The following is a 16,153-nucleotide window of genomic DNA, read 5'->3' on the forward strand; positions in this document are numbered from 1 at the left end:
TTGTTTTGCGTATGCATGATACGCAAAAAGGACTCCTACCATGTTTGTGGTAGGAGTCCTTTTCGTTGTGTTTGCTATGAAGCTCAGGCTTCGGCGAGCGCCTCAACAGGAGGCGTGCTCACTGCCCTGCGTGCGGGGAATACGCTGGCGAGCAGTGCTGCCACGGCTGCCACGGCGAGTACGATGCCATTAATGCCCCATTCGAACGGGAACACCACTTTGCCGTACATGCTGAACACCACGTATGCGCCCAGCCAGCCGAACAGTGTGCCAAGCAGTACGCCCGAGATGCCGGATACCAGCGAGATGAGCAGGGCTTCCACCGCGAGGGAGCGTCGCAACTGGCCTCGCGTCATGCCGATGGCACGCAGTGTGGCGGATTCTCGGGTGCGTTCGATCACTGACAGCGACAGCGTGTTGGCTACGCCGACAAGTGCGATGAGCACGGCCACGGCGATCAACCCCACCAGAAGCATCATCATGGAGTCAATCATGTTCGCCCATACGATGCGTTCGGCGATCGGTCCGGTCACTGTCGCATCAGTGCTCTTCTCCAATGCGGCCTGCATGTCGTTGTAGATGTCGTCAACGGAAACTCCCGACTTGCCAGTGTCTGCCTTGACCAGCAACACATGGGTGGCGGCATCAAGGTCACCATTGGTGAAATGGCTTTCATCCACGAATCCGACAGCTCCATATTGCGCGGATACACGACGGTAGTCGGCTTGGTTGGCTTGCAATGTCAGCGAACGCGTAGCGTCGCCGTTCTGGTTCCATTCAGTGGAGAAATCAGCCGTGCCATTGGCGAACTGCAGCTCCTTGCCGGTTTGCGCATTGTATGTTGGCATGAGCACGCTATCACTGTCGATGGAGGCGTTACCCAAGTTGGCACGCATGACCTGCTTGACCTGATCGATGTTTTTCACGCCGACCAGCAATGCGGACGTAGGCTGGGTTCCATCCGCTTTCTCCAAGGTCACGGAAACCGCCGGCGCATACAACGTGTCGGACACGCCGTTGATGTCAGATACATCCTTGACCATTTGCTGGCTGATGTCATCGCCCATGGCCACGATGTCGACGCTATAACGGGTGGCGAGCGCACCATTCATAGTCTCTTTGGCGCTAGCGGCACCGGTTGCGATGGTGGAGACCAAGGTGACACCGATGAGCAGAGCGGCACCGGTTGCTGCGATGCGTCGCGGATTCTTCTGAATGTTGGCGTGTGCAACTGTTGCGGAAGGACCTGTCAGCGAGGCCAACGCTCCAACGCCCTTCATGAGGGTCGGCATCCAGAATACCGCGGTGACCACCATGCCGAGGAACACCAGTGCGGCACCGGCGATGGCTATGAGCAGAATCATCGTGAATTGATCGCCGCTCGCATCCTCGCCGCCGTTGGTGGCCTGCACCTGCCAGATGGAGAATATGGCCATGGCGATACCGACCGCCACCATCAGAATACCGATTATGGCTCGCGTAAGGCTGGAACGACGGTTGTCGGTCAGTTCAATCGGACGCAATGCCTCCAATGGCGTTACCGCGGTGGCGGAACGTGCGGATCCCATGGATGCAAGCACCGTCACCACAATGCCGAAGAGAATCGGTACGACGGCGGCTTGCCAGGAGAAGTTGAACCGCATACCCGCCTGCATGATGTCGCTGACGCACATGCCCCACATGAGCAGGCTTCCAAGCACCACGCCAAGCACGGATGCGACGAAGCCGAGCACCACCGCTTCGAACAGCACGGAACCATACAGTTGGCCTTTCTTTGCGCCGATGGTGCGTAGCAAGGCGAGTGTGCGGCGGCGTTGCGCCACGAGCACTTGGAACGTGTTGGCGATCACCAGAGCCGCCACGAACATGGCAAGCACGCCGAAGCACATAAGGAATGTGGTGACGATGTTGGTTTGGTTGCCGCTTAAGGATTTGATGCTTTCGTCACTGATTTGCTGTCGTGACATCAGATCGAAATGCTTTGGCAGCAACGCTTTCACACCGTTGATGGTTTTTGCGGATACGCTGTTTCCATCCAAGGCAAGGTCGAGATACACCATTGTTGTTCCGGTGGCGTTGAAATCGTCCACTCCCTGCATTGCGGCAAGCAGATTGTTGGATCCTACGATCGCACCACCATAGTATGAGTAGGCGCCGTTCGGATCGGACGTGAGTCCTACCACGCGCACGTTGTCCGCCTTGGCTTTGCCATCGTCGCCTACCGCATATCGGGAGGTCAGGCTTACAGTGTCTCCAACGCCGACGTTCAACTGTTTCGCCATGTCTTCCGGCAGCGCGACTTCGTTGGAATCCTTCGGCTGGTCCCCTTCCGTGATATTCACGGGGAGCATGTTCTTCTGTGCCGCGGTGGAAATGATCTCGCCGCTGACGGTGCTGTCTCCCTTGGAAACGCTGACGCCGGTTTCCACCGAGGCACGGACGCCGCCAACCCCTTCGATGCCGGCGATCTGGTCGAGATGAAAGTCGCCGACAGTGCTGGAATACGCCTCGTTGAGTTCCTTATCGCTCAGGTCGGAGCTGTTGATGCTCACCGCATAGTTGGCGTTTCCGAACATGGCGGTCAGCTGCCGTGTCAGGGAGTCGTTCATGGCATTGCCGAACAGGAAGGTGCTGGCGATGAACGCCGTGCCGATCATGATGGCGATGCCTGCGGGTATGAGCATGCGCTTGGTTTTTCGCATGAGTTTCAAAGTGATGGACCACATGGTGGATTCTGTTCCCTTCTTCGAATGCTTCTATAGTGCGTTTAGCGGGAATGTCTCGCGGAAGCCACATTCATTGTGGCGGCCTCACGTTCCTTCATCAGCAGTTCACTCATCTGGTCTGCTGTCGGCTTGTTTACGTCCGCCACGATCTGGCCGTCGGCGAACACGAGCGCACGGTCGGCGTAAGACGCGGCGACCGCATCATGCGTGACCATGATGATGGTTTGGCCAAGTTCGTTGACGGAACGTTTCAGGAAGCTCAGCACTTCGGCGCTTGATACGGAGTCAAGATTGCCGGTGGGCTCGTCTGCGAACACCAGTTTCGGTTTGGTGATCAATGCTCGTGCGATGGCCACACGCTGCTGCTGGCCTCCCGATAGTTCGTTCGGACGATGGTTGAGACGTTCCTTAAGGCCAAGCGTTTCCACCAGCAGACGCAACCACTGTCGGTCGGGTTTCGCTCCAGCCAAGGTCAATGGCATGAGAATGTTCTGTTCGGCGGTGAACATCGGCAGCAGGTTGAAGCTTTGGAAGATGAATCCGATGTCGCGGCGGCGCAGCAACGTAAGCTGATTGTCGTTCATGCGCGTCAGATCGTCGCCATTGAATATGATGTGCCCGCCGGTTGCACAATCCAGTCCTGCCAACGTGTGCATCAACGTGGATTTGCCGGAACCGGAAGGTCCCATAATCGCCGTGAATTTTCCTTTTTCAAAAGCGACGTTGACGCCACGCAACGCATGCACCGTGTTATTTCCGGAACCGTAGTCCTTCACAAGATCCACGGTTGCAATGGCCGTATTGGTAGCTTTGATGGTGTCCCTGATATCCATGCTGTCATTCCTTTCTTTGGATTACCTCCAAAATTACGGAAAAACAGCTGATTCCAATATCATGCGTTGGTCTGAATTATCATCTCATCCTTGAGAATGAGTAAAAATGAAACGTCTCATACCATTGATTCATCAATCGTCGAGGAGTACACCATCCTGCGGAGGTTCGAGCCAGTACGACTCTTTTTCCACGCTGACGGTGGAAGCCCACCATGTCTGGTCCACGCCTGGCAGCGAACGGATGGACTCATCCACCACACGCCATAAGTCCTCGTCATCTCCGGCGATGATTTCGATGAGGTAGTCGGCGCCATTCAAACCGACTCCGCTCATTGCATATGTCACCTCGTCGATCGCTAGCAACTGTTCGACGTCGAGGCGATACGGAGGCTTCACACCGATGCCGAGAAACGCTTGGCGGAATCCACCTAAACGCATGGGGCTTACCGTGGCCATAATGCGCATCACACCGGAATCCTCCAGTTTTTTGACGCGCCCACGAATCGCGGTGTGCGTCACACCAAGATGTTCCCCCAGCATGGCGTAGCTTGCCCTGCCGTCTTTCTGCAATTCGTTGAACGTGTGCACGAATCGCGCGTCCAACCGATGCACGGGAATATCGGTGCCGACGCTGGCCTCACGTTTGGTCATGAATCCAGTTTCGCCGCGTTCGGCCAGCAGACGGTTGACCACGCTGACATTATGGTCGTCAAGCACCAATCGACCGCAGGAGAACACTTGCAGACGGGTCAATCCGGGCAGTGCGCGCAAATCGTACTTCAGGAAATGGTCCATACCGTCGGCTGAATACACCACGGCTTCGGCGATGATGTCGGCATCGCCCAGCGTGCAGACCACATAGGTGACCTGAGGCATGGCTTTGAGCATGGCGAGCGCCTCGTTGCGATTGCCGTTGATGCGCAGTCCCACAAGCACCTGACTGTAATTGCCGAGACTCAACGGATTGCATACGGGCACAATGGTCATGATGCCCGCATCGGTGAGCCGTTTGTAGCTTTCCGTCGCCGCATATACGGAAATGCCGATTTTATCGGCAAGCGCCTGCATGGTCATGCGTCCGTTGCATTGCAGTGCCGATACCACCTTCAAATCACGTGCGGTGATTGTGGTACGCCCTTCATCCTGTGTCATTGCACCCCCCCTATGACAGCCATGTCATCAACCACACGCTGCCTGCGGCGGCGGCGATGGCAATCACGAGAATAATCCAGTCGGCAATGCTCATCGTGAGATTGACCCGATATGTGCGTTTCACACCGTTCCGATTCAGGTTGAGTCCGCGCGATTCCATGGCCCAGCCCACGCTTTGGCTCATTTTGTAGGCGCGGATCAATACGGCGATGATGATCGGCAGATACGATTTGAACCGGTCTACGAGACGTACGAATATGTTGCGTTTTTTACCTGCCGCATTGACTTTGCCGCTCAGATCAAGCCCTCGCGCACGCTGCGCTTCGGACACGGATTGGAAGATGGAAAAGAACACGGGAATATACCGTAATGCGGTTGCCAGGGTAAGCCCGGCCTTGTAGGGCATACCAAGCGAGGTAAGGCCACGAACCAGTTTGGTCTGGCTGGTGGTGAACAGCGTGATGAAACATGCAAAGCCGAGCGCTGGAATGCGCAGACCCATCACCGCCGCCATGAGCAGGTTCTCCTGCGTGAGACGCAACCATCCCCACTGCCAGAGCACGTGCGTTCCACTCTGGTCGAAGACCGGCCAAAGCACCACGATGAACACGATGAGCACGGCGAGGATCTTCCACACCCATCCAATGCGTTCGGCGGGCACACGGTCGGTGGCGAGCATCACATGTTCGAGAATGAGGATGCCGAGGATGAACGCCCAGTTACGCCATACGAGGCAAAGGGCCAGCATGACGATGGAGATGAGGAATTTGACGCGCGGATCGGTGCGATGCAACCATCCGTCGCCTGGCACATACAGGTCGGCATCCATCAGCGTTCCTCCTTGTCGCATTCATCCTTGGCGATTTTCAACAATACGTGGGTCGCCGATACCGGACCGCGCGACTTGTACGGCTGCCGCGCCTGTCGCGCGGGCGATTGTTGCGCTTCCTGCGATTTGTCGATCGGTCCATATTGCACGATATGACCGTCTTCCAATTCGAGCACGTGCGTGCAATACCGATATACGGCACGCATGTCATGGCTGATCATGATGACGGTGACGCCATGCCGGTTGAGTTTTTCCACGGTTCCAAGGAATCGTGATGCGAGACGATGGTCGAGACCCGCCGTAGGTTCGTCGAGGACGAGTATTGGCGTACGCATGGCGATCACCGAAGACAATGCCACCGCACGTCGTTCGCCGTAGCCGAGCGTGGCCGGCGAAACATCCTCATACCGGTGCAGGTCGAACAATGTCATCATTTCGTCGACACGTTTGAACACGGTGGCCGCGTCAAGTCCGAGCGCGGTCGGGCCGAACGCGATCTCCTCTTTGGTGCTGGAGCAGAAAATCTGATGGTCGGGATTTTGGAATACGAATCCGACGTGCGCGGCCATTTCGCCCACGCTATGCTTCGACACGTCGAGCCCATCCACATTCACGATTCCTTGCGTGGGTTGAATCAGCCCGTTCAGATGCTTGGCGAGCGTGGTTTTGCCTGACCCGTTGCGCCCAATAAGCCCTACGAAGGCGCCCTGTTCGATATCCAAGCTGACGTCGTCCAGTGCGGGAGACGCATTGCCGCCCTGCCCATAGCGGTGCGTCACATGGTCCAGACTGATGATCGCATGCTTCGGCTTGGCGTCGTTCCCTACCGGCAACGCCTTGATGACGGGAGATGGTCCGTCGCTCACCCGCACGCCGGAGGATTCCAACAGTCTACGTTCCCGGGTAAATAGGCTGGCGTCTCCATTGCGCACCACTTCACCGTTGACCATGAAGAGCACCTGATCGGCCCAGTAGGCGATGTGTTCGGTATCCTGCTCGGCCATGATCACCGTCATGGAACGGGTCTGGCGAATGCGGTCGAGCACGTCGAACACTTCCTGCTTGCCTTCGGGGTCGAGGGCCGCGGTGGGTTCGTCAAGAATAAGCACATCGGGTTCCGCCGCGAGCGCGGCGGCGATGGCCACGCGCTGCATCTGGCCTCCCGACAGGCTGGTCGGCACACGCTTGCGGTATCCGGCCATGCCGACTAAGTCGAGCATGATGTCGATCTGCTTGTCGATGATGTTTGGGGCTACTCCGCGGTTTTCCAGCGGGAAAGCGATCTCATCCTCGACACTCGAGCAGAACAGCTGCGCTTCCGGATCCTGTTGCACGTAGCCGACGCGCTCCGACAGTGCCGAGACGGAGTGCCTGCTCGTATTCATGCCGTTAACTTCCACGACGCCACTCATGGTGCCGTCGGCCAGGTTCGGAATGATGCCGGCCAATGCCATGCATAGCGTGGACTTGCCCGCTCCGGTCGGTCCGATGATGCCGACGAAGGATCCGGACCGGATGTCGAAGCTGACGCGCTTGAGACTTTCCACCGGCTTGCTCCCGTCGGTCAGTGGCGCGTACTTCCATCCTAAGTCGCGAACCGTAATCATGACGCTCACCCCGTGCTTTCACGCATTTTTTTCCGCAGCCGGTAACCGCATTTCACAATAAAACCCGTGGAATCGCCTTTCATCGGCAAATCCACGGGCCTGCCTTCACATGATATTAATGTATCACTCCCCCGCCTTAATACCGAGGTTGCCCAAACGTACCAGCGGCGGATAGGCCTGACGAACGGCGATGAACAGCGCGAAGCCCACAATCAGACCCACCGCCATCTGGAAGGAGTTGCCCGCGATCTCACCCAACGCCGGGCCAAATCCGGAAAGGATTCCGCCTGCGATGAAATAGCCGAACACCTTCCATACGCCTGCGATCACCGAACCGATGATGATGTTCGCCGGATTGAACTTCTTGACGAGCAGGCCCACGAGCACGGCCTGCAGGCCATCGATGACGAACGTGAAGATGGCCCACTGCGGATAACCGGAAATCAGATCGCTCAACGCCGGGCCAAGACCGCCGATAATGCCGCCCACCCATGGTCCGAACGCATACGCGCTGAAATAGATCATGGTGTCGGACAGGTTGAGGTAGCCACGGATCGGGGTCGGGATCTTCACGAGCATGGTCAGCACCGTGGTGACCGCGGTCATAATGGCGATCAGCGGAATGGTGTTGACCTGCAACGCCTTTTTGATATCGTTCTTGACTTCTTGAGCCATAATCGCCTCTCTCTTCTCTCTTTACGTAATCCGCAATATCATTACCACTATTTATCTTTTTGAAAGAAATCTGAACTTCTTTCTTTCAAAAGATAGAATTTAGATATTACTTTTCGTAACAATCGCAGATTCTATACCATCTGCGCTACATTACGATGACAACGTCCGCGAATATGGCGAAACGGTTTGTGGCACCAACCTTCTCTTCGGTGCCACAAACCGTTTCATTTGCTCAGGATGGCGTTATTCCGCCGATCCGATACGCCTCACTTGGCGAGACCGGATTCGCGCAGAGCCGCGAAACCGCCCTTGAGATCGTCGAGGATGTCTTCGATGTTCTCGGTGCCGATGGACAGACGGATCGTGCCCTGGTGGATGCCCTGGTCCTCAAGCTCCTCCGGCGTCTCCTGAGAGTGCGTGGTGGAGGCCGGGTGAATCACGAGGCTCTTGGCGTCGGCCACGTTGGCCAACAGGCTGAACAGGTGCAGGTTGTCGATGAACACGCGTGCCGCGTCCTTGCCGCCCTTGATGTCGAAGGTGAAGATGGAGCCGCCGCCGTTCGGGAAGTACTTCTTGTACAGCTCGTTGTCCTTGCGGCCTTCGATGGACGGGTGGGAGATGGATTCGACTTCCGGAACGGTCTTCAGGTAGTCGATGACCTTCAGCGCGTTCTCGACATGGCGCTCGACGCGAAGCGACAGGGTTTCGGTGCCCTGCAGCAGCAAGAAGGCCGAGAACGGAGACAGGGTTGCGCCGGTGTCGCGCAGCAGGATGGCGCGGATGCGGGTCACGAACGCGGAACCGCCCAGAGCCTCGTAGAAGTTCAGACCGTGGTACGACGGATCCGGCTCGGTCAGGGTCGGGAACTTGCCCGGCACTTCGGCCCAGTTGAAGTTGCCGCCTTCCACAATCACGCCGCCGAGGGTGGTGCCGTGGCCACCGATGAACTTGGTGGCGGATTCGACCACGACGTCAGCACCGTGCTCCAGCGGGCGGAACAGGTACGGGGTGGCGAAAGTGTTGTCGACGATCACCGGCAGATGATGCTTGTGTGCGATGGCGGTGATGGCTTCGAAATCCGGCAGGTCGGCGTTCGGGTTGCCGAAGGTCTCGAAGTAGACGAGCTTGGTGTTCTCCTGGATGGCATCCTCGAACTCCTGCGGGTTCTCAGCGGAGACGAAGGTGGTGGTGATGCCGTCACGCGGCAGGGTGTGGCGCAGCAGGTTGAAGGTGCCGCCGTAGATGTTCTTGGCAGCCACGATGTGGTCGCCGGACTGGGTGATGTTGCGCACGGCGTATTCGACCGCGGCGGCGCCGGAAGCGACTGCCAAACCAGCGGCGCCACCTTCAAGGGCTGCGATGCGGTCTTCGAACACGCCCTGGGTGGAATTGGTCAGGCGGCCGTAGATGTTGCCCGGATCGGCCAGACCAAAACGCGCCTCGGCGTGATCAAAGTTATGGAACACGTAGCTGGTGGTCTGGTAGATCGGCACCGCGCGGGAATCGGTTGCCGGGTCGGCCTGCTCCTGGCCGACGTGAAGCTGCAGGGTTTCGAAGCGGTAGTTCTTGGAATCTGCCATGGTTTCTGCTCCTTGTGGGGAAGTGGTTCGTTGCTTGTCTTGCTGACCACCCGCCTTGCCGTGTGTGGCGGTTGGTCAGGTGTTGGTAGCGACAATAATCCGACGTCGCTTCGCAATGCAAACCGAGCGTTATCGCACTTGCCTATATCCCCTTATAAACCGTTGCAATCATTGCCATCCAGGCTTTGCAAAACTACTCTGGTAGCCATCAAAAAACTTGCGACACGCCAGCAAACGGCATCATGGTGACCCGCCGTACGAGGCGATGGGGCGGTGAAGTCAGGCAAGCGGCTAAAGTCATGGTCAGGCAATCGCAAGAGAGGGTTCCCATGAATGATGTGATTCTGTTCGACCGTGACCCACGGTACATTCCACGTGTGGCCGCGGTGCACGACATGTGCGGTTACGGCAAGTGCTCGCTGACGGCGGCCATTCCGATTCTGTCGGCGGCCGGATGCGACGTATGCCCCGTGCCGACGGCGCTGTTTTCGGCGCATACGCGCTACAGCGTGTTCACGTTCCACGATACGACCGAAATTTTGGACGGCTATCTGGATGCGTGGCGCAAGGAGAACGTCGATTTGGACGGCGTGTATTCCGGTTTCCTCGGTTCCGCCGAACAAGTCACGATTATCAAACGTCTGTATGCGGATTACCCGCACGCCTTGCGTTTGGTGGATCCGGTGATGGGAGACGGCGGCGAGATCTACGCCACATACACGCCGGAATTATGCGAGGCGATGGGCACGCTGGTGGATGGCGCCGACGTGCTGATGCCGAATCTGACGGAAGCGTCCATGCTGACGGGACGCACCTACCCGGGGCAGAACATCGACAACGCGGAAGTGAACGGCATTATTGACGCGCTGCTTGCCTTGGGAGCGAAAAACGTGGTGCTCAAAGGCGTTGACCGTCAGGATGGCATCATTCGCAACTATGTGGCATCGGCCACTTCCGGCGCATCCGGCAAGCAAGAGCTTGCGCACGACAAGCTGCCGTTCATGACACATGGCACCGGCGACGCCTTCGCATCCGCATTATGCGGTGCGGTGATGGCCGGCAGACCTCTGGCTGAATCGGCGCATATCGCCGGTGAATTCGTACGCCATGCCATGGAAAGCACGCAATTCCAGCCGAACCACACTGAGCGCGGTGTGAGCTTCGAGCTGAACCTTGACGAGTTGACGCGTCTGGTTCGCCGCTGAACATTCCAACCATATGCGGTTTCGGGCGCTCCATGGCCGCTCGCCTTGTGGAGCAATGTGGATAACGGCAAGTTATCCACCAACTATCCCAAACACGCCCGAAACCGCATCCTCTATCCACATTCGCCGTTCGCCCTTGCTTCGCGCCGGTCCTTTCTGCTGGACTTGAATCATGAACGGCAACACAACACATAACGTTCCGAACGCAACGCAGCGCTCGGAACAGCTTCTTGATTCCATCGCACGGCGACTGCATGATGGCACACTGTGCGCACGACAGGTCGGCGAACTCGGCGAACAGTATGCGGCCGCATGGCTGGAAAGCCAAGGCTGGCAGACGCTCGACCGCAACTGGCACTGCCGATATGGCGAACTTGACGTCGTCTCACGCGACGATACGGGAATCATCGTCTTCGTCGAAGTCAAAACCAGGCGGACGCTCCGCTATGGCACTCCGCAGGAAGCCGTGACGTCATCCAAGCAGATCAACCTGCGCCACGCGGCCGTGCAATGGCTGTCGGACAGCGACCATCGCACGCCGCATAACGGCGTGCGCTTCGACGTCGTCACCGTCATCGTCCGTGATGGCAAACCGCTTGTCCACCATATCGAAGGAGCGTTCTGATGGCTATCGGCAGCGCGCTTTCCGTGGGTCTCATCGGCCTGAAAGCCTTCATCATCCAAATCCAGGCGTTCGTATCTCCGGGACTCCCCTACTTTTCCATCATCGGACTTCCCGACACCTCGCTCTCCGAAGCGAGGGAACGTGTCAAATCCGCATGTCAGGCCAGCGGTGCCAAATGGCCGGAAACACGGGTTACGGTCAATCTTTCGCCGGCGTCCATGCCCAAACGCGGATCCTCACACGATCTGGCGATCGCAGCGAGCGTGCTTAGCGCATCCGGAACGATACCGCATGACTGCTTGAACGACACCGTCGTGCTCGGAGAGGTGAATCTCGATGGCACGGTACTGCCCATCAACGGTCTGCTGCCGATTCTGCTGCATGCACGCGATCAAGGCGTATGCAAGGTGATCGTACCGCATGCCAATTTGGACGAGGCGGCCCTTGTGCCCGACGTCGACGCCATTGGAATACGTCACGTCGGCGAACTGATCGAACTGATGGGAGGCACCGCGAACTATACGATACCCGATATGATCCGAGACGTGGATGCCAACGACGGCGCCATGTCGGTATGTCCTCCTCCCGGAGATATGAACGAAGTCATGGGGCAGGAAACGGCCAAATGGGCGTTGGAAGTGGCGGCTGCCGGCGGCCATCATCTGATGATGACCGGTCCTCCCGGCACCGGAAAAACCATGCTCGCCTCGCGCATTCCCGGCATTATGAGTCCGCTCAGCGAATCGGAACAACTGGAAGTCGCCTCGATCCGCTCCCTATGCGGCACATTGCCCAGCTATGGCATCAGCGATGTTCCGCCATTCGAAGCGCCGCACCATACCGCATCCACCGCATCCTTGGTCGGCGGCGGCGCGGGATTGGCTCAACCAGGCGCGATCACGCGGGCGCATCGGGGCATCCTATTTATGGACGAGGCGCCCGAATTCTCGGCACGCACCCTGCAAACCTTGCGCGAACCATTGGAATCCGGGTATGTGGCGATATCCCGCGCGAAAGGCACCACCTACTATCCGGCACGATTCCAACTGATCATGGCGGCCAATCCTTGCCCCTGCGGCTACGCATACGGCAACGGCGAGCGCTGCACGTGCAGGGAAAAAGACCGTATCAAGTACTTCAGCCGCCTGTCGGGGCCGATCCTCGACCGCATCGACATTCAGATCGAAGTGCCTCCTGTGGAACGCATCAACCCAGGCACGGTTCCTTCCGGCGAATCCAGCCACGCCATCCGCCTGCGGGTCATGGTGGCAAGGCAAACGGCACAGGAACGTTTCCGGGAATTCGGATGGGTCTGCAATGCGCAAGCCACCGGAACATGGCTTCGCGCCAACACGTCCACAAAAGCCATCGAGCTCATGAACCATGCGTTGGCCAGCGAACGGCTCAGCCTCAGAGGGGCGGACCGAGCCATGCGACTCGCATGGACGCTATCCGACCTGTCAGGCAAAACCTCTCCCGGACCGGAAGAGATGATGCAAGGAATCTCCATGAGAACGAGGTTGACATGAACGAGAACACAACCGCCGATACGAGCGTCAACGCAACCGCCATCGACGATGAGACCCTGTCACGCGCGGTGCTCACCTATTGTCTGGACAGCGCCGATGCGATGATGTACGCGCTGGTCAAAGGCATCGGATCAGCCACGCATACCTTGCAACTGCTTGCCGACAGCGGTCCGGGCAATCATGAAAGCGTGGCCACGGCAGCCTATAAAACCTTGGACGCGGCGCTCATCAACGGCATTACACGTTGGGGACGCACCATCAATGCTCGAGGTATGGCCTCCTTCCACGGCGCAATGGTCTCGTGGCAGCATCGCCTGACCACATTGCCCAGCACCGACCACGAGGAGCTCAAAACGTGGTTCACCGCAAACGGCACGCAGTGGATCGTCGCGCCGCATCACCCCTACTGGCCTTCGCAGCTTGCCGACCTCACCATACACACGGACTGGGCCGCGCCATTATGCCTATGGGGGAAAGGTGACCCCCAAGCGTTGGTGTCATGCTCCGAACCGGTCGGTGTCGTCGGATCACGCGGCGTAAGCGAGTACGGAAGGCAAAGCGCACACGAGCTCGCCAAACAAGCGGCCCGAGCAGGCCATCTCATAGTGTCAGGAGGCGCTCTGGGCACCGATGCGGCCGCCCACTGGGGAGCCATCCAAGCCATGGACGAGATCGGAACGCCCCTCGCAGGACGCACCGTCGCGGTATTCGCCGGAGGACTCAACTATATCGGTCCGAAAAGCAACGAGCGCCTCTTCGAAACCATCATCAACCATTCCGGCGCGCTCATCTCGGAACTCTGCCCCGGAACCGTTCCGGAAGCCAGACGATTCCTTATCAGGAACCGCCTGATAGCGGCGCTATCATCCACCCTCATCGTAGCCCAGGCACGCGCACGCTCCGGCGCGCTTAACACCGCAGGATGGGCCAACGAACTCAACCGCCGTGTATTCGCCGTGCCAGGAGATGTAACCATGCCTCACAACACAGGATGCAACCGACTCATACAAGAAGGCCAAGCCTCCATCATCTGCTCGCTGACCGATATCGACGAATTCTGCCACGCAGCGCATCGCCCGCAATCAGCCGACGCGGCAGACAACGACGACGAACCGTCGGAAGAGTCAACCGACACCAGTCTGTCGCAACCAACCAACGCCACTGCAGCCATACTCAAAGCCATACGAACATGCAGCGCGAAATACGGCCACGTCTCCACTGACGGTCTACTCGCCATCCTGGCCGAAAGCAATCCCGGAGAATACTCAATCTCACGAATCAGCATGGAGCTGGGATTAATGGAACTCAACGGACTTATCTGCACACAGCATGGCAACATCACCATCACCGACGCAAGCGCCACATGACATCACGCCCAACAACGCCACCGCCAAGTCTGCACAGATCAACGGAATCCATCGAAAACATACGCATCAGACACGCATAACCACGCATGCAGCGGCAAACCCGCCAACCGGCAAACCGCAATGAGGTCACACCTTGTGCGAAAATCGTTGCTATGAGTCCGAAGCATGTTGAAGATATGTATGATGCAGTAATCGTCGGCGCAGGCGCAGCAGGCCTGTCCGCAGCATTGGGAATGCTGCGAAGCGAACAAATGCAAGCCCTGAAGGAAGCCGGCATCGAGCCGAACATCCTGGTGATCTCCAAACTCCAGCCGTTGCGCTCGCACACCGGTTCCGCGGAAGGCGGCATTGCGGCCAGCCTCGGCAACGTCGAAAAAGACGACTGGCACTGGCACTACTTCGACACGGTCAAAGGCGGCGATTGGCTCGTCGACCAGGACGCGGCCGAACTGCTCGCCAAAGAGGCGTCGGAAACCGTAATCGATCTGGAACATGACGGTGTGGCGTTCTCCCGTACTGAGGACGGCCATATCGCACAACGACGTTTTGGCGGACATACCAAGGATTTCGGCAAGGAACCGGTTCGCCGCGCCGCCTACGCGGCCGACCGCATCGGCCATCAGATCCTCTTCTCCTTGTGGCAGCAATGCGTGGCCGAAGGCGTGGAATTCGCCGAGGAATGGTACGTGACCGATCTGGTAATCACCGAAGACGGATCCAAAGTCGAAGGCGTAGTGGCATTTGACACGCATAAGGGCCAAACGCACGCCATCCACGCACGCAACGTGCTTCTGGCCACCGGAGGCGCAGGCCGCCTATTCCACACCACCTCCAATTCATGGGATCTGACCGGCGACGGCATGGCTCTCGCACTGCAAGCGGGACTGCAGCTTGAAGACAGCGAATTCGTGCAATTCCACCCGACTGGTCTGGCGCATACCGGCATTCTGCTGTCTGAAGCGGCACGAGCGGAAGGCGGCGTGCTTCGCAATGCCGATGGCGAGGCATTCATGGAAAAGTATGCTCCCGGCCATGCCGATTTGGCTGCACGAGATGTGGTGAGCCGTTCCATTATGGCTGAAATCGATGCCGGCCACGGCGTGGCGGATCCGAAGGACCCCGAAGGGCCAAAGGATTGCGTGTGGCTTGATATGACCGGTATTGATGCCGACCATATGCATGAGGTACTGCCGCAGGTGGTGGAAACCATCGAAAAATATGCGGATCTTGATCCGACACACGATTTCGTGCCGGTTAAGCCTACCGCGCATTACACCATGGGTGGCATTCCGATCACCACCGACGGCGAAGTCTACCGTTGGCAGAACGACGAACGAAATGTCGTCGAAGGCCTGTTCGCTGCCGGCGAATGCGCATGCGTGTCCGTGCACGGCGCAAACCGTCTCGGCGGCAATTCCCTGCTGGATGCATGCCTGTTCGGCACCCGCTCCGGCAAGGCGCTGGCGGAACGCATTTCCAGCGCTCCAGTGAACGATCCCATGGCTGAATCCGACGCCGACAATGGTTCGGATGCGGTCCAGCAGGCCGCTGACACCCGTTCCAACGAACTCAAGGATCTGCTGGTGCAGCTTCCGGAAGACGAGGAGCATGCAGCCGACAATCCTTACCAGCTGATGGCCGATCTGGGTACCGTCATGGAACGCGCTGTCGCCGTGCGTTGCGACGAGCAGGGTATCGAACAGGCGCTAACGGCATTGCATGATGAGTTTGCGCCCCGTGCCGAAGCCCTGCACGCGCATTCCGACTCCCCCACGTTCAACCAGGAGATCACCGCCATTTGGGAGGTCCGCCACCTTCTGGAACTCGGCAAGGCCGTACTCACCTCATCCGATGCGCGTCACGAATCCCGTGGCTCGCTGAAGCGTCTTGATTTTCCGGAACGCGACGATGAGCATTTCCTGGCCCATTCCATGGTGAATGCCTCCGGCCAGATTTCCTGGCAGCCGGTGCACATTGTGAATATGCCGCCAAAAGCCCGCGAATACTGATTCCGCTGGGCACGGC

The 16,153-nt window shown here is 58.2% G+C and carries 12 protein-coding genes; 5 read left to right on the plus strand and 7 right to left on the minus strand.

All coding sequences use genetic code 11. The annotated features are described in order from the left end of the window. Nucleotides 1–83: 83 nt before the first annotated feature. The 7 genes from KSY55_RS04840 to KSY55_RS04870 all read right to left on the minus strand — a co-directional run bounded on the left by KSY55_RS04840 (nt 84) and on the right by KSY55_RS04870 (nt 9,402). Nucleotides 84–2,726: an ABC transporter permease gene (locus tag KSY55_RS04840; RefSeq protein WP_217749579.1), complete on the minus strand. Its 2,643-nt coding sequence runs from the start codon at nt 2,724–2,726 to the stop codon at nt 84–86. Between the two features lie 41 nt (nt 2,727–2,767). Next, entirely contained in the window at nt 2,768–3,559 is a 792-nt protein-coding gene (locus KSY55_RS04845) for an ABC transporter ATP-binding protein (protein ID WP_004223788.1), read from the minus strand. 132 nt (nt 3,560–3,691) lie between these two features. Next, the gene (locus KSY55_RS04850; protein WP_022244885.1) at nt 3,692–4,711 is read right to left on the minus strand and encodes an Lrp/AsnC family transcriptional regulator; all 1,020 of its coding nucleotides are present in this window, start codon (nt 4,709–4,711) and stop codon (nt 3,692–3,694) included. Between the two features lie 10 nt (nt 4,712–4,721). After that, nucleotides 4,722–5,540 (minus strand): energy-coupling factor transporter transmembrane protein EcfT, encoded by an 819-nt coding sequence (locus KSY55_RS04855; RefSeq protein ID WP_004223783.1) that lies wholly within the window; start codon nt 5,538–5,540, stop codon nt 4,722–4,724. Continuing rightward, nucleotides 5,540–7,147, minus strand: coding sequence for an ABC transporter ATP-binding protein (locus KSY55_RS04860; protein ID WP_022244886.1), 1,608 nt, complete (start codon nt 7,145–7,147; stop codon nt 5,540–5,542). The genes KSY55_RS04855 and KSY55_RS04860 overlap by 1 nt, the downstream gene beginning before the upstream one ends. 123 nt (nt 7,148–7,270) lie before the next feature. Further along, the gene (locus tag KSY55_RS04865; protein ID WP_117754758.1) at nt 7,271–7,822 is read right to left on the minus strand and encodes an ECF transporter S component; all 552 of its coding nucleotides are present in this window, start codon (nt 7,820–7,822) and stop codon (nt 7,271–7,273) included. Between the two features lie 266 nt (nt 7,823–8,088). Continuing rightward, nucleotides 8,089–9,402: an O-acetylhomoserine aminocarboxypropyltransferase/cysteine synthase family protein gene (locus KSY55_RS04870; RefSeq protein WP_004223775.1), complete on the minus strand. Its 1,314-nt coding sequence runs from the start codon at nt 9,400–9,402 to the stop codon at nt 8,089–8,091. A 329-nt stretch (nt 9,403–9,731) separates the two neighbouring features. Between KSY55_RS04870 and KSY55_RS04875 the strand changes: the two genes are divergently transcribed. The 5 genes from KSY55_RS04875 (at nt 9,732) to KSY55_RS04895 (ending at nt 16,137) form a co-directional block, all read left to right on the plus strand. Then, nucleotides 9,732–10,607 carry a pyridoxamine kinase gene (locus tag KSY55_RS04875; protein ID WP_117612197.1) on the plus strand — a complete coding sequence of 292 codons (876 nt, stop codon included), beginning with the start codon at nt 9,732–9,734 and terminating at the stop codon, nt 10,605–10,607. A gap of 172 nt (nt 10,608–10,779) precedes the next feature. Further along, entirely contained in the window at nt 10,780–11,232 is a 453-nt protein-coding gene (locus KSY55_RS04880) for a YraN family protein (protein ID WP_080789544.1), read from the plus strand. Continuing rightward, on the plus strand, nt 11,232–12,761 hold the full coding sequence (locus KSY55_RS04885) for a YifB family Mg chelatase-like AAA ATPase (protein ID WP_217749580.1): 1,530 nt from the start codon (nt 11,232–11,234) through the stop codon (nt 12,759–12,761). Before KSY55_RS04880 ends, KSY55_RS04885 begins: the two co-directional genes overlap by 1 nt. Beyond that, nucleotides 12,758–14,128 carry a DNA-processing protein DprA gene (locus KSY55_RS04890; protein WP_117784131.1) on the plus strand — a complete coding sequence of 457 codons (1,371 nt, stop codon included), beginning with the start codon at nt 12,758–12,760 and terminating at the stop codon, nt 14,126–14,128. Before KSY55_RS04885 ends, KSY55_RS04890 begins: the two co-directional genes overlap by 4 nt. 152 nt (nt 14,129–14,280) lie before the next feature. Then, nucleotides 14,281–16,137 (plus strand): FAD-binding protein, encoded by a 1,857-nt coding sequence (locus KSY55_RS04895; protein ID WP_033524292.1) that lies wholly within the window; start codon nt 14,281–14,283, stop codon nt 16,135–16,137. The last annotated feature ends 16 nt before the right edge of the window (nt 16,138–16,153 follow it).

The sequence above is a fragment of the Bifidobacterium sp. MSK.13.1 genome, from assembly GCF_019131435.1.
In the GTDB taxonomy this organism is placed as follows: Bacteria; Actinomycetota; Actinomycetes; order Actinomycetales; family Bifidobacteriaceae; genus Bifidobacterium; species Bifidobacterium pseudocatenulatum.

What these genes read in the sequence shown, in the direction of transcription:
- KSY55_RS04865 (WP_117754758.1), bottom strand. Translation starts at nt 7,822, where the DNA reads ATGGCTCAAGAAGTCAAGAACGATATCAAAAAGGCGTTGCAGGTCAAC.
- KSY55_RS04895 (WP_033524292.1), top strand. Translation starts at nt 14,281, where the DNA reads ATGAGTCCGAAGCATGTTGAAGATATGTATGATGCAGTAATCGTCGGC.
- KSY55_RS04880 (WP_080789544.1), top strand. Translation starts at nt 10,780, where the DNA reads ATGAACGGCAACACAACACATAACGTTCCGAACGCAACGCAGCGCTCG.
- KSY55_RS04875 (WP_117612197.1), top strand. Translation starts at nt 9,732, where the DNA reads ATGAATGATGTGATTCTGTTCGACCGTGACCCACGGTACATTCCACGT.
- KSY55_RS04890 (WP_117784131.1), top strand. Translation starts at nt 12,758, where the DNA reads ATGAACGAGAACACAACCGCCGATACGAGCGTCAACGCAACCGCCATC.
- KSY55_RS04885 (WP_217749580.1), top strand. Translation starts at nt 11,232, where the DNA reads ATGGCTATCGGCAGCGCGCTTTCCGTGGGTCTCATCGGCCTGAAAGCC.
- KSY55_RS04845 (WP_004223788.1), bottom strand. Translation starts at nt 3,559, where the DNA reads ATGGATATCAGGGACACCATCAAAGCTACCAATACGGCCATTGCAACC.
- KSY55_RS04855 (WP_004223783.1), bottom strand. Translation starts at nt 5,540, where the DNA reads ATGGATGCCGACCTGTATGTGCCAGGCGACGGATGGTTGCATCGCACC.
- KSY55_RS04840 (WP_217749579.1), bottom strand. Translation starts at nt 2,726, where the DNA reads ATGTGGTCCATCACTTTGAAACTCATGCGAAAAACCAAGCGCATGCTC.
- KSY55_RS04860 (WP_022244886.1), bottom strand. Translation starts at nt 7,147, where the DNA reads ATGATTACGGTTCGCGACTTAGGATGGAAGTACGCGCCACTGACCGAC.
- KSY55_RS04870 (WP_004223775.1), bottom strand. Translation starts at nt 9,402, where the DNA reads ATGGCAGATTCCAAGAACTACCGCTTCGAAACCCTGCAGCTTCACGTC.
- KSY55_RS04850 (WP_022244885.1), bottom strand. Translation starts at nt 4,711, where the DNA reads ATGACACAGGATGAAGGGCGTACCACAATCACCGCACGTGATTTGAAG.